The sequence below is a fragment of the Methylocaldum sp. GT1BB genome, assembly GCF_051027545.1.
Lineage (GTDB): Bacteria > Pseudomonadota > Gammaproteobacteria > Methylococcales > Methylococcaceae > Methylocaldum.
This window is the reverse complement of the sequence record NZ_CP194902.1, coordinates 2044710-2056986: the sequence shown is the minus strand read 5'-3', so window position 1 is coordinate 2056986 and position 12277 is coordinate 2044710. Positions and strand designations below refer to the sequence as shown.

12 protein-coding genes and 2 pseudogenes are annotated in these 12277 nt (G+C 58.6%); 5 read left to right on the top strand and 9 right to left on the bottom strand.

The features are described from left to right. Window positions 1–24 precede the first annotated feature (24 nt). Window positions 25–189: a DUF3262 family protein gene (locus ACR2TX_RS10525; protein ID WP_434132456.1), complete on the top strand. Its 165-nt coding sequence runs from the start codon at window positions 25–27 to the stop codon at window positions 187–189. 392 nt (window positions 190–581) lie between these two features. Next, complete coding sequence (locus tag ACR2TX_RS10520; protein WP_077732650.1) at window positions 582–1547, top strand: DUF3275 family protein; 966 nt, start codon at window positions 582–584, stop codon at window positions 1545–1547. Between the two features lie 8 nt (window positions 1548–1555). On the opposite strand, the gene ACR2TX_RS10515 is transcribed toward ACR2TX_RS10520, so the two are convergent. From ACR2TX_RS10515 to ACR2TX_RS10480, 8 genes and pseudogenes are all read right to left on the bottom strand, one after another. Continuing rightward, entirely contained in the window at window positions 1556–3049 is a 1494-nt protein-coding gene (locus ACR2TX_RS10515) for a hypothetical protein (RefSeq protein WP_077732649.1), read from the bottom strand. 431 nt (window positions 3050–3480) lie between these two features. Next, a pseudogene (locus ACR2TX_RS10510) lies at window positions 3481–3746 on the bottom strand (integrase core domain-containing protein); the annotation flags it as partial. Beyond that, window positions 3739–4547: pseudogene (locus ACR2TX_RS10505) on the bottom strand (transposase); the annotation flags it as partial. The pseudogenes ACR2TX_RS10510 and ACR2TX_RS10505, both read right to left, overlap by 8 nt. Before the next feature lie 66 nt (window positions 4548–4613). Then, window positions 4614–5207, bottom strand: coding sequence for a GNAT family N-acetyltransferase (locus tag ACR2TX_RS10500; protein WP_077732648.1), 594 nt, complete (start codon window positions 5205–5207; stop codon window positions 4614–4616). Window positions 5208–5244: 37 nt separating this feature from the next. Next, window positions 5245–5907: a DJ-1/PfpI family protein gene (locus tag ACR2TX_RS10495; protein WP_077732647.1), complete on the bottom strand. Its 663-nt coding sequence runs from the start codon at window positions 5905–5907 to the stop codon at window positions 5245–5247. A 191-nt stretch (window positions 5908–6098) separates the two neighbouring features. Further along, on the bottom strand, window positions 6099–6986 hold the full coding sequence (locus ACR2TX_RS10490; RefSeq protein WP_077732646.1) for a DMT family transporter: 888 nt from the start codon (window positions 6984–6986) through the stop codon (window positions 6099–6101). Window positions 6987–7070: 84 nt separating this feature from the next. Beyond that, window positions 7071–7718, bottom strand: coding sequence for an HAD-IA family hydrolase (locus ACR2TX_RS10485; RefSeq protein WP_077732645.1), 648 nt, complete (start codon window positions 7716–7718; stop codon window positions 7071–7073). Window positions 7719–7729: 11 nt separating this feature from the next. Continuing rightward, on the bottom strand, window positions 7730–8242 hold the full coding sequence (locus tag ACR2TX_RS10480; protein ID WP_077732644.1) for a GNAT family N-acetyltransferase: 513 nt from the start codon (window positions 8240–8242) through the stop codon (window positions 7730–7732). A 346-nt stretch (window positions 8243–8588) separates the two neighbouring features. On the opposite strand from ACR2TX_RS10480, the gene ACR2TX_RS10475 reads away from it, so the two are divergent. The 3 genes from ACR2TX_RS10475 to ACR2TX_RS10465 all read left to right on the top strand — a co-directional run bounded on the left by ACR2TX_RS10475 (window position 8589) and on the right by ACR2TX_RS10465 (window position 9897). Continuing rightward, a complete protein-coding gene (locus tag ACR2TX_RS10475; RefSeq protein WP_168175546.1) occupies window positions 8589–8738 on the top strand; it encodes a hypothetical protein in 150 nt (49 codons plus the stop codon). 597 nt (window positions 8739–9335) lie between these two features. Further along, window positions 9336–9584 (top strand): DUF1778 domain-containing protein, encoded by a 249-nt coding sequence (locus ACR2TX_RS10470; protein ID WP_077732643.1) that lies wholly within the window; start codon window positions 9336–9338, stop codon window positions 9582–9584. Window positions 9585–9588: 4 nt separating this feature from the next. Continuing rightward, window positions 9589–9897 (top strand): type II toxin-antitoxin system RelE/ParE family toxin, encoded by a 309-nt coding sequence (locus ACR2TX_RS10465; RefSeq protein WP_077732642.1) that lies wholly within the window; start codon window positions 9589–9591, stop codon window positions 9895–9897. Window positions 9898–10772: 875 nt separating this feature from the next. On the opposite strand, the gene ACR2TX_RS10460 is transcribed toward ACR2TX_RS10465, so the two are convergent. After that, window positions 10773–12215 carry an efflux transporter outer membrane subunit gene (locus ACR2TX_RS10460; RefSeq protein WP_346425859.1) on the bottom strand — a complete coding sequence of 481 codons (1443 nt, stop codon included), beginning with the start codon at window positions 12213–12215 and terminating at the stop codon, window positions 10773–10775. Window positions 12216–12277 lie beyond the last annotated feature (62 nt).

Here is a 12277-nt window from a genome sequence, read left to right as displayed (position 1 = left end):
GGCCTCGGAGCGGTAAAGGCCTTGGTGCTACAGACGCTGGCCGTGGGCTTGTTGCTGTGCACCGCCTGGGTGAGTCTGATGCAATACATCGGCTGGCGCCGCGAGCGGCTGTCGCTGATGCAGGTCCAGACCCATATCGTCAAGGCGACGGTATTAATGATGCTCGTATTGTTCGTGGCCTTGGCCTAGAAGCTGGTAAAAACCGTGCCGAGCGCCGGCAGGACAAGGCGCGAAGGGCGAAAAACCGGAGTGTACATAGAGTACATGACTACTTCTCCGGGAGAGAAGTAGGACGCGCGAAAGCGCGCCCGTTCGGGTGAAAAACAAGGAAGTTTTTCATCAGCATTTTGAGCCCTGGAGCAACGCAGTCATGGCGGCGCGCAGTAGGTTTTCGGCAGCTTCTGGAGGAGTTTCAACCGTGGCGACTGCGGCTCAGTCGCACCCTTCACCATCGCGGGCCTGCTCGAACGATGGTCGCTCCTTCGGGAGCGCCGCAGGCATCTTCTACCTTCTCCGGGGGAACCCATACCCCGGTCGGGTCGGGATTTCTCCGGTTCATTCATGCCTATAGGAGAAACCCCATGAACCCACCCGACGAAAAATACTTCGACCTTCATATCACCGGCGTCGGCTATCTGAACCGCGTGCGTGAGGCCCCGATCAGACGCGGCCAGCCGTTTCTGGCGGTCGAGGTATCCGCTCTGCACGGCGCGGCGGATGCCGTCGAATATACCCGCTTCGATTGCCGGGTGAACGGCCAGGATGCACAAGCGGTTGTCCGCCAATTGATGCCGGCCATCCAGGCGCGCCAGGCTGTGCTGGTCGGTTTCAGGGTGATCAAACTCAGCGGAACCCTGTACATTCGCGCCATCCATGGCCGTAACGGCACCTTTTCCGTCGGACGGCTGGTGACCGAGATCGGCGAATTCGCCGTCAAGGATACCTTGCTGGACCAGTACGACGAGGGCCGCTACGAAGGTGAGTTCGGCGTCTCCCGGATCTATCCGACCAATTATCTGGCCGGCGGACGGCTGGTCGTCGAGGTCCGCGCCACGCTGGCAACCATGGCCCTGGCGGCCATCGACGAATTGCCGGCCGAGCAGCAATCGCCCCTGCCGGAGCCCGATCCCATCGATCTGGAACCGCGGGCCGAAGCCACCGCGACGAGCTTTCGCGTGCCGGTGGAAGAAACATGTGCATCGGGCGCGAGCGGTGATGAAACCTTGGACAGCCCGGATTCGCCGCCTGATCAGGAGGCGGACGAACGGCTGTTCGGCGTTCTTTGGCCGCTGGGCGCGACGGTGAAACTCGATACCACGGTCGACGTGCCCGGTTTCGGCAACAGAAGGACGGGGCAGGACCACAGACTACTTCCCAAAAAGCCAGCGTCGGGGCGTCGGGTTGATGCCGTTGTTAGGCGCAGTCGTGGCTGTGGCTATGTACTCCGCCCAAGAACTCTGGAAAAGTCGCCCCTGGAGCCGCATGGACACTTGCGTTGCAGGAACAAGCTGTTGAGTGAGGGCAAATCCCTAGCTCGCTCTGGGTAGCATGGCTTTCATGGCCCTGTCGCTTTCTGGCTGGCCGCCCCTGTTCCGGCCGTGGGCGGCTTAGCGCCGGGGCACAAAATCGTCTGTGGTCCGCGCAGCGTGGTGGGATCGAGCAGCAGGTCGACGGAGGCGTCGAGCCCCGCGACGACCTCCGGCGTGGGTTGAATCCGCTTCAGCTCCGCATCGACCGCCTTCGTGCTCGACGGCACCTTGAGTCCCGCGACGGCCTTCGGGTCCCCGACCGCGGCGAGCAGGGCCGACAGCTTCTTCGCCAGTGGCGGGATCTTCGGATCCGCCTTGCCGTAGTGCCGCACAATCTGGTCGAACAGCGATTTCTGTTGATACATGCCGAACGCGCTGGCGAAGAACTCGTCCGCGTTGTCCCAAGGATGTCCGCCGCCGCCAGCCCACAGGGTGTCGGCGACCATCACCAGCCCCGCCGGATGGGTCGTGGTCTTGCCGTCGTCCTTCAGCGGAGGCAGGTGCTTCGCATCGAACGGTGCGCTGGGGAGCGAAACCGGCGCGGTGTTCTGCAGCTCGAGGAAGAGCTCGGCCACTCCCTTGGCCAGCAGGTCGGGCGCGCCCTTGGGGACGCGGTCGCCAAGGTGGAAGGCGAAGATCCCGTGCGAGCCCTCGTGGGCAATGGTTCCCTCCCAGGAATCCTCCTGCTTGATCACCAGCACGCCCTGGCCTCCGAACACGCGGAATGCGCTGTTCGCGCCCTTCGAGATGGCGATCACGCTGGTCCTCAGCGAGTAGGTGCTGTCCGTGATCTTGCCGTTGAGCACGGCGGCCTGCTTTGCGGCGGCTCGCATCCGCTTGACCAGCGTCGGGATCGGCGCCGGATCGTGCTTGCCGCAGTGGTAGGTCTGCGATTCCGGCGCCTTCGTGATCCCGAGGTCCTTGTAGCTCAGGAAGATGCGCGCGGCGACCCCTCCCTCCGTCACTTCGCCGATGATGGCGTCGTTGCCGATCCAGACCCTGTCCCACGGCGTATACTTCTGCGGCGGGAAGGCCAGCAGCGCGGGCGCGGGTGGCAACGCAACGGGAAGCAGCGCCGCGCCCGTCTCCGCTTGGGTCGCGAGCCGCTCGGCCCGCAGGCGCGCCTCCGGTGCATCGCTGACGGGCGCGATGCGCTGATGCAGCCGGTGGAAGGCTTCGTGACGCAGCATCCGGAGTTGCTCCCGCGGCGGCATGAACAGACCGGCGGGACCGAGGTTTATTTCGCCGTTCCTTGTCCATGCGGGTGTCGCGGCGGGCAAGGTGGTGGGTATGCGCGCGCTGATGCGGAGGGGTGGGTGGTCCAGTTCCCCGGGAGCAGTGCCGATGCCGGAATGCACCCGCAGCCTTGAAAAGCCGTAGCCGAAGCGCTGGATACCTGGTGGCGCGCCGATAACGACGGAGTGCGCTGCCGTTGCCATCACCCGATCGGCAATCCGGTCCGCTTCCTGGTCGTATACGTCTTCTGGAGTCTTAACCGTCAGTTTTGTCTGTGTCTTCATGGGCACTTTAGCGTATACGGGTATCCGGCTGAAATCGTGACCGAAGCGGGCAATTTTGGTAGTAGTCGAGTCTCCTTCGACATTCACCGTATTTGCTTCTAACCGCCGCTGTACGGCTTGATTCCCGATCGCGCGCTGCAGAAGGAGGATATGATGCTCATGATGATGCGGCCCAAGTATCGTCTTCCGAGGCCGGGCAAGGCTTGAGGATGCCGGCTTTTGAGCTTGATTCTGTTTTTGTGCAAAGGCTCGCATACTTCACCTTCTCTTCAGTTGCAGCCTGCAGTCTAACGAAGCTGTAGAAAAACCTGCTTTTTGTTGCCCTATGAGCCCGGCTTCGATTTTTTGAAATGATGGGCTCGAACTGGAAATCAGCGGTGGCCCCGGTTTTCTGGACAGAATTTTCCCGATCCTAAGTGGGCTTCTGCGGTTTAGGCTGCCTGTTGAATGGGCAGCGGATCGAAGTACACGCTATCGGGGGTCTTGCCGTCAAGCGATGAATGGGTCGACGTTCGTTGTAGAACTTGAAATACCGCTGCAAGCCTTCTCGTGCCTGGGAAACCGTGTCGTAAGCATGCAAGTGGACCTCCTGATATTTCACGCTTTTCCACAGCCGTTCGACGAACACGTTGTCGACCCAGCGGCCTTTGCCACCCATGCTGATCCGAATGCCGTGGTCTTGGATGAGATCGACGAACTCCGCATTCCCGAGCGATGGCTTTCATCGCATAATCGCCGGTGAGATAGGCCAGCGCCATGCCGGTGCGCGGATCGTCGGCCTATTCCGTTCGATAATGCGCCAAGGGCTTCGCCATCGGCCGCCGTTGCATGCGGGGGATTTCATCCAGCGGCTGATCCGGCGCAAGGCTGGATTGCATGCGCTCGATGAATTCAGGGCTACCCAGATAAATCTGGCCTTACAGATGATCCCAAATGCTCGGCAAGCCAACGCCAGCCCGCACAAAATTAATATACCCCGCGATTGCACGCTTGCGTTGCCGGCCAAACTGGCCCAGTAGCCAATGGGTTTGCAATCAGGCGGGCGAGGGCGCCAAGCCGACCATAGCCGCATAACTGCTCCACGGCCAATCCCCGACATCGCCGACTATCCCGGCACGCACGGGATTCAGCACGACATAACGCGCCAACGCCAGCAGATAGCTGTTCTTCTCCACCAGAATCGCCTGGTATCGCCCCTGAAAAACATGCCCGACGCGCCCGTGCGTTCGGTTTACCATTTGCGTATAAACCCCGTTGAGCTGGCGCATGCCTCGGGCGAGATTGCCCTCCGGCGTTTCAATCACCAGATGATAGTGATTGGACATCAGGCAATAAGCCTGACAAACCCCGTTGAACCGCGCGCAAACCTGCCCCAGCAACGCCAGCCAAGCCTCGCGGTCGATATCGGAAAAATAAATGTCCTCGCGCCTATCGCCACGGGACGTGATGTGATGTGATGGAGGCCGCCGGATAACTCGATGCGGAGAGGTCTTGCCATGGGGGGAGATGACAGGGTGTGGGCGTGTGTGGAAGACCTGACCCCGGTGGTGCCCGAAAGCGGTAGTTAGGCTCTTTTGCCTTTCTCTTCAATTTCTTGCCTGCTGGCGGCCTTCCTGAAGCACGCAGCGTGAAGCCTGTACAGTACATGGGGCCTGAGCATGCTGTCATCATGCATATCCGGATGCTCGAATTCGCGGCTATACTGCATGCCAAGACGCTCCATGACCCGGCGAGACCGCCGATTGCCCATGGTGGTGAAGGCAACAACCTCGGGCAGGCCGAGCCTCAGGAATGCTATCTGCAGCGCACCATGGGCGGCCTCGGATGCGTACCCTCGGCCCCAGTGGGTTACTGAAAGCCGCCAACCAACTTCTACACACGGCGAGAATAGCAATGCCGGGGCTGGCACATGCAGTCCGACGAAGCCGATAAAAGGTTCACCGCCTTTAACCTCGACAGCCCAGAATCCCCAGCCACGCAGTTCAATGAGCGAGCGGATCTTATCCGCCATCTCGTCACTCTCCCGACGCTCCAAAGGTTTGGGAAAGAACTTCATCACTTGCGGATCGGCATTGATGGCGGCAAAAGGTTCAAGATCACTTTCCCGCCACTGCCGCAAACGAAGCCGCTTAGTCTCGAATTCGATCAGTTCCGCCATGACAGGGGCCAAACCTTCTTGGTGCCTAACGCCAAGCTCAGCCGCGGAAGGCTGCGTCGCGCCCTGACGCCGGCTGGAGCATTGTGTTATGCGATTCGCTTACCTTCGCAGCCTCAATGGATGACTTAATGAGCTCCTCAAAAATGCGGGCCTGCCCTGCCGGAACGAGCTGCCTATGTATCTCGCGCCGCTTGGATTCATCACACAAACGTTCAGCCAACCACCCGGTCAGATATAGCGCCGATAAGCACCCGCCCGCCGTAGCAATATTGCCTTCCACTACCAGCGCTTTGTCTTGAACATCGACACCCATAGCCACAAGACCCGGCTTAGCATCTGGATGCGTTGTCGCTTTGATACCTTTCAATAAACCAAGTCGGGATAAAATGAACGAACCTGCGCAGACCGAGCCGATGAGTTGTTTTTGTGGATTCAATTTGAAGGAAGACACAAATTCTTCATCTTCCAATGCGGCTGGCACACCCTTATAACCACTAACAAACAAAACCACGTCAGAGGCATTTGCCTCTGATACATGGCCATCGGTTTTTACCGTCATACCCAGCGTAGACGTGTGGGTGCTTTTTGTTCCAAGAACTCTTACCTTCCAGTCTGTTCTTGTCCGTCCCAGGATGTCTCTCATTAAGAAAAAATCGATATCCGTAAACTCATCAAAGATGACAATCGAAATTTGATACACAATTCATCCCTCCTCCTGATGATGAATTTCCAATTAATTCCTGTAGCACTGTAGATCAATCACTTGCGCTGATCTGTGCTTGCTGAAAATCGCCTTTTAATTACCGAAGCAATAATGCCAACGTAAGCCGCAAGGCCCGAACGGCGTAACCATAGAGGGCTTGTCGGCTTGACGCACTCGTTAGAGCAAAATCAGGCTCGTGGTTGCGGAATGGGCTCTAGCGGCTTAATTTTCTTCCGCTCCCGATGCAGGTTGATAAAGTTGCCTGCCAGTATCAAGCCCGCGCCCAAAACCAAATACTCATCTACACGCTCACCGTAAAGCGCGTAGCCAACCAGAGCTATGAGTGGTAAGCGCAGGAAATCTAAGGGCACCACTACCGAGGCATCCGCCAGGGAAAGTGCCCGCACCATGCAGTAGTGCGCACTGAGCCCGGTAATGCCGACCACGATGAGCCAAGGCCAATGTGCTGCTGCAGGGGTAACCCAAGTAAACACCGCTGGCACCAAACCTAGAGGCAACTGAATCAACATCATGTAAAAGAGAATGCACAGCGGTGTATCTCGCCCCGCCAGCTTCTTGGTCAGCGTATGAGACAGTCCATACGCAAAGGCGCCGGCCAGCATTACAAGCGCCGCCGGATGAACGACCGACCAGCCGGGACGAAGGATAACCAAAACACCGGCGATGCCTAGAACAACCGCCAGCCCCCGACTCGGGGAGATACGCTCACCCAGCAGTAGTGCCGCGAATACCACCGTCCAGAGCGGCACGGTGAACTCAATGGCAAACACCGCCGCCAGCGGAACAAACGCAATGGCATAGAACCAACCGAACTGCCCACAAAAGTGAACGAAGTTCCGCCCGAGATGTATTCTAACGTTCCGAAACGAGACCTGCGTCCAACCGACTCTAGTGAGTATGGCCGAGATAACAGCCAAGCCGATGAGGCTGCGGATGGCAAGAAGTTGGAACGTGCCAAAGTTCGCGGAAAGTTCGCGTACCGCAACGGCCATCGCGGAAAATGAGAGTAAAGCGCCAACCATCCAGGTGGCAGCAACAACTACTGGGTGGCGCATAGGCGTAACTCCTCCTTTCCGGCTGTAAACCGAAGTTTAGCGGGCACGCCGGCGCCAGCCGCTGTGTTCCGCTCGAACCCCAGGTTAGACGCCCTGGGATGCAGCATCGATGAGCCTAGGAAGGTCAGCCATACGGCCAACGACTGCATGAGACTGTCCGAACATTTCGCTGTATTGTGACCCAGGCAAGTAGTGGATCGCCGTCATTCCAGCGGCTGCCGCAGCTTGTAGGCCGACAGGGCTGTCTTCGACGACGATGCACTGATTGGGAGAGTATCCCATTGACCGTGCTGCGTGGAGAAACAGCCCCGGATCCGGTTTCCACGAACCCACCTCATAGGAACTGAACACATGGTCGCCGAAGTATTTCGAAAGGCCGCTTGAAAGCAGGGCTTCGGCGATTTTGGTCGGAGGGCCGCTGGACGCAACGCACTTGGGATAGCTGAGCGTCTCAAGCATCTCGATAGTGCCGGGTGTAGGGCGCAGGTCGATCCGGAAAAGCTCGCTGACTCGAGCGCGATAGGTCGCCTCGAAATTCGGAGGTAGCGGTCGACCGATGCGAGCCCCAAGATCAGCGAGTATCAGCGCCAGTTTCGTCCCCCGGTATCGTTCGACCATTGACTCGAGGGTTTCACCGATCTCAGGCAGCAGATCCAAGAACGCTTGATTACACAGGCCCTCGCTATCCACCAGCGTGCCGTCAAGGTCAAAAATGATGCAAAGGCGAGACATCTTTCTGGCGCCTATCGCCCCGCTTCAGCCGCCGACGTCGGCTGCAAGCGGTTGTTGGGCGAGATATCCTTAATCATAGGGATGCAGTCTAGTGATATACCTCGTGGAGAGACATAGGTAGCAATCTCATCTCCTTTAAAACCGCATGCTCGATAAAACGCCGCGGCGTTTAACGTCGACTCCAAATTTAGCGTCTCCAACCCATGGCTTAAGGCGATCTCCTCAAGGAATGTGACAATCCCCCTTCCTATGCCCTTTCTCATGTGGTTTGGATGGACAAATACGGCGTCAATTTTTCCGGTATCGATATTGATCATGCCCGTGCCAACCACTTGGTGGTGATACTTCGCCACGTAGAAATGTTTCTCGACGTGATCTATGAAATCCTCCGTTAACATACCACCAGTCCACACTTTTAGGGCATCGCCGGAATAGTGGCCAGCACATTGATTGAGGACGGCAGTATTCCTTATCTCCCAGGCCGCCCGAGCATCCTCCCGTTTTGCCTTCTCGATGCTTAACATCGGTCTCTCCTTTATGCCCACCAAACAATTAAACGGTTTTTGTTTATCATCCGTTACGGTGTACCACACGTCCCCTGCCTGACAAAGTATCCTTTATATTTTCTTGATCTATCCTTCTATCTATCTTCCTATTCGGCAATATAGGCTGACCTGGTCAAGTAGCAGCGGACACCCCACTCAACAACCACCTTTCCGAATCATGCTGCCGGTCATGCCATACGCCTGTAGCAGGCCCCGAAACACCCGGCTGGCATATTGCACGCCCGGTTGGGAATGATGCAGCAGTTGGCCGCGCGGCGGTTGCCGGCGCCACAGCGCCATCCGAAGCGCGTCAGCGGGCATGGCGATGCAACGCAGTGCCCGCGAGCAATTGGCCATCCTCGTCGGGGTCAGCCTCTTAGCCGGCGACGTGGGAGGGGCTGCGGCCACAGTGATGACCACCTGCCTCAAAGATCCGGTCACCCACGCGCGAGCGCCGATCATAGAACAGGGGTAAACCATGGCGAAAAAGCCAGGCCTGAACAGGGCGAACGTTGTCCCGTTTCGGTCGGGAACGGCGCGCCGCGCACGGGCGCCGCTGAAGGGTCCACGCCTGGTCTGGCCCACGCGCACCGATGCAATCGCGGCGGTCGCGCCTATCGCTCGGGCGGGGCGGATGACGTGAACCGGCGCTCGAGCGGTCGCTAGAGTCCTCGCTCTGCCGTATCACGCCGTCATGCTCGTGTAGGTCGGCATCCTCCGGGTGATCGAGTTCTTCGGCGCGATGATCTTTGTCACGGTGATCTTGATGCTCGGCTGGCTGTTGATTCAAATGGTCCGCGATTACCTGGCCGGCGCTTAAGGCCTGCGGTCTCTCATCGCTCGCGATCGGGAAACTTGTCGCATGCTAAATTCAGTGCTGGCGTGGAGGCGTATTGGGTCTCGATGTGTGCCGGCAAGCGGCTTAAGAGGCCCTCGATAGGCACCTGGCGCGGATCCGCCGGAAAACGGGCGGCGGATTGCTCAGGAATAATCTAAACAACAAATGTTCATTTGTGCTAATGTTGTTTATCACGCTAAGCTAGACAGTGCCTTAATCCAGCAGGAGGACATGATGCGTTTATCGATTGAAGTGACCCCGGAACAACATCAACGGCTCAAGGCTGTGGCGGCTTTGCGCGGTCAGAGCATCAAGGATTATGTTCTGGAGCGCGTGTTACCGGATATCGCGGCAGCGGATGAAGACGAAGCGCTTCGCCAGTTGGAAGCCTTCCTGGAACCACGGATCAAGGCTGCGAAAGACGCCGCCGTCCACAAATCGGTCGAACAGATCTTCGAGGAAATCCATCGGGAAGCGCGGTAAGGGAATGCTCCCTTATGAATTAACCGCCCCCGCTGAGGAAGACCTCAGGGAGATTGCCCGTTACACGCTAGAGCAATGGCGTCAAAGACAAGCCCTACGCTATGCCGGGCTGCTGGACAAGCATCTTCGGGAGATCGCCGCCCGGACCGTGCCTTCGCGCAGCTTTTCCGAGCGGTATCCCCAGGTCAGGGTGAGCCGCTGTGAACACCACTATATTTTTTATATCCATCCGGAAGAAAAACCACCGCGCATTATTGCCGTCCTGCATGAGCGGATGGAGACGCTGACCCGGCTTAAAAGCCGGCTGGGATGATCGTCCCTTAACTGAAATCGCGCGGATTGCAGTCCCAGCGCTTTATGGGGCCGGTGCAGAAAACGGAAAAACCTGTACGCCAAGGGTCAATGCCGTTAAGTTAAGCCGTCATTCCAATCGCAAACGGTCGTTCTGGGAGCGCCAGAACGCCCCTTCCGGCAGGGATTGCTCACCCCATCCCTGGGGTTCGTCCTACGGACCGTGCTCCGCACGTCCAAATTTGCTCCTGGCAAATTTGTGCCGGACAAATCGGCAGGGCGAGGCGCAATGCGGCGAGCGGGCAGGCCAGGGAAGGACTGCCCAGGACTCGCGAGCGAAGCGGGACGGCGTAGCGTGGCGAGGCCGATTTGCACGCGAAGCGCCCGTAGGGTGCCGCACAGGGACTGTGCGGCATGAATCCAGTGCACAAGGAAGTGAGAGGCCTCTGCCATCCATAGCGTCTGGACCCCGGCATTCCAATCGCAAACGGTGTCTTCGGGAAGGGCGTGGCCGGCGCTCCCGGCCAGGCCGTTTGCGATTGGAAGGGTCGCGACTAAAGCGACCGTTTGCGATTGGAAGGGTCATCCCAGCGCTCCTGGGATGACCGTTTGCGATTGGAGCACCGAAGCCACCCTTCCCTGCCGGGGTGACGTCATTCGTCTTAACTTAACGGCATTGACGCCAAGGGTACGGGGTGTCAGGTTGAAGCTTAGAGCACACGTCGGGCATATCAGAAAAGGCTTAAATCGACTCTACTCTGACGCATCTAAGCCGGCTGGTCTGACGCCAGGTTGAGGTTAAGCTCAGCCGGACATGCCGAGCTGATAAAGAACCACCGGCCAGCAAAATGCGTTACCCTACCCCTCTCGAGCCAGGCGCGCCGATGACTCACAAACTCATGATTTCTTGCCGTCGGCAGCAACCAGCGGCGGCGTGGCGTTAGCCCCGCCTCCCAGAGATTTGTACAGAGAAATCAGATTAACGGCAGTGAGGGCTCGTGAATTAGCGAGTTCACTTTCCACCGCATACAGGGCGCGTTGTGCAACCAGCACGTCCAGCAGGGAAATGACGCCGGCTTCGAAGCGCAGTTGGGATAAACGCACCGCCTCTTGCTGGTCCTCCACCGCGCGTGCCAGCGTTTGACGTCGGATCTCTTCCTTGAGATAGCGAGTCAGCGCGGTTTCGGTTTCCTTGAGCGCCTCCAGCACACCCTTTTCGTAAGCAAAATAGGCTTCCCGTTGTTTGGCCTCGGCCAGCTTGATTCCTGCCTTGATGCGGCCAAAGTTGAGCAAGGGCTGCACCAGGTTGGCGGCGTTGCCATAGGAAAACGCCGCGGACTTGAACAAACTTTCGATATCGGTATTTCGCAATCCCAGAAACGCCGACAGCGAGATTTTCGGAAACAGCTCCGCGATAGCCGCCCCCTGCATCGCCGTAGCGGCCGCCAACTGGCGCTCGGCGGCGCGCAGGTCAGGCCGATGGCGGATGGTATCGGCGGGCGAAGCGAGCATGGCTTGCCCCGGTGCTTCGGGAAAGGGACCGGGCGCATCCAGCTCGGCGGCCAGCGCACCGGGCTGCTGGCCCGCCAGCGCTTCCAATTGACGCAGGGCAGCGGTCTTGCCGGCTTCCAGGGTGGGAATCTGCGCCTCGGTGGTCTCCGCTTGGGCTTTGGCGCGCACCACATCATGGCGGGTTCCGATGCCCTCTTGCAGCAGCCTTTCGGTCTGCGCCAGGGTCTGCCGCATACTGTCCAGGTTCGATCGGGTGATGGCCAGCAGGGCCTGAGCGTTGCGGTAGTCGATGTAACTACGCGCCAGCTCGGAGCTTAACGTCACCAGGGATTGAGCGTATTGGTCACCGGCCGCTTCCAGCTCCGCCGAGGCCGCCTCGAGGCGCCTTTGCTGGCGTCCGAACAGATCGATTTCCCACAAGGCATCGAAGCCGATCTCGAACAGGTTGTAGCGTATGCCCGGCCTCAGGCCGGGCATCGGGTTATCTTGGCGCTGCACGCCCCCCGTCACATCGACCGACGGAAACAGTTCTGCGCGGGTGCTGCTCCGTTCGGCTCGGGCCTGTTCGATTCGGGCCAGTGCGATTTTCACGTCGAGATTGCGCGCCAAAGCTCGATCCATGAGGCGATCCAGTTCGTAATCGCCGAAGGCTCGCCACCATGCCTTCAAATTTTCCGGTTTGGCCCATAGCAGATCGGCGCCGATCTTCTCATCTGCGTGCCATCGATCCGGAACGGCCGGAACAGGCGCCCGATAATCTGGACCTACCGTGCATGCCGCCAGGCTCATTGCGAATAGTGACAGTGAAAATTGGAGCTTGGTGTTCAATGTCGTTGTGTATCTGTTGTGCGTTTTTTCATCCAGACCATCGCCTGCCGTTCTACTGTGTC

Excerpts from the sequence above, each read along its gene's own strand:
- ACR2TX_RS10520 (WP_077732650.1), top strand. The coding sequence starts at position 582 with ATGAACCCACCCGACGAAAAATACTTCGACCTTCATATCACCGGCGTC.
- ACR2TX_RS10515 (WP_077732649.1), bottom strand. The coding sequence starts at position 3,049 with ATGAAGACACAGACAAAACTGACGGTTAAGACTCCAGAAGACGTATAC.
- ACR2TX_RS10500 (WP_077732648.1), bottom strand. The coding sequence starts at position 5,207 with ATGGCGGAACTGATCGAATTCGAGACTAAGCGGCTTCGTTTGCGGCAG.
- ACR2TX_RS10490 (WP_077732646.1), bottom strand. The coding sequence starts at position 6,986 with ATGCGCCACCCAGTAGTTGTTGCTGCCACCTGGATGGTTGGCGCTTTA.
- ACR2TX_RS10485 (WP_077732645.1), bottom strand. The coding sequence starts at position 7,718 with ATGTCTCGCCTTTGCATCATTTTTGACCTTGACGGCACGCTGGTGGAT.
- ACR2TX_RS10480 (WP_077732644.1), bottom strand. The coding sequence starts at position 8,242 with ATGTTAAGCATCGAGAAGGCAAAACGGGAGGATGCTCGGGCGGCCTGG.
- ACR2TX_RS10475 (WP_168175546.1), top strand. The coding sequence starts at position 8,589 with ATGCAACGCAGTGCCCGCGAGCAATTGGCCATCCTCGTCGGGGTCAGC.
- ACR2TX_RS10470 (WP_077732643.1), top strand. The coding sequence starts at position 9,336 with ATGCGTTTATCGATTGAAGTGACCCCGGAACAACATCAACGGCTCAAG.
- ACR2TX_RS10465 (WP_077732642.1), top strand. The coding sequence starts at position 9,589 with ATGCTCCCTTATGAATTAACCGCCCCCGCTGAGGAAGACCTCAGGGAG.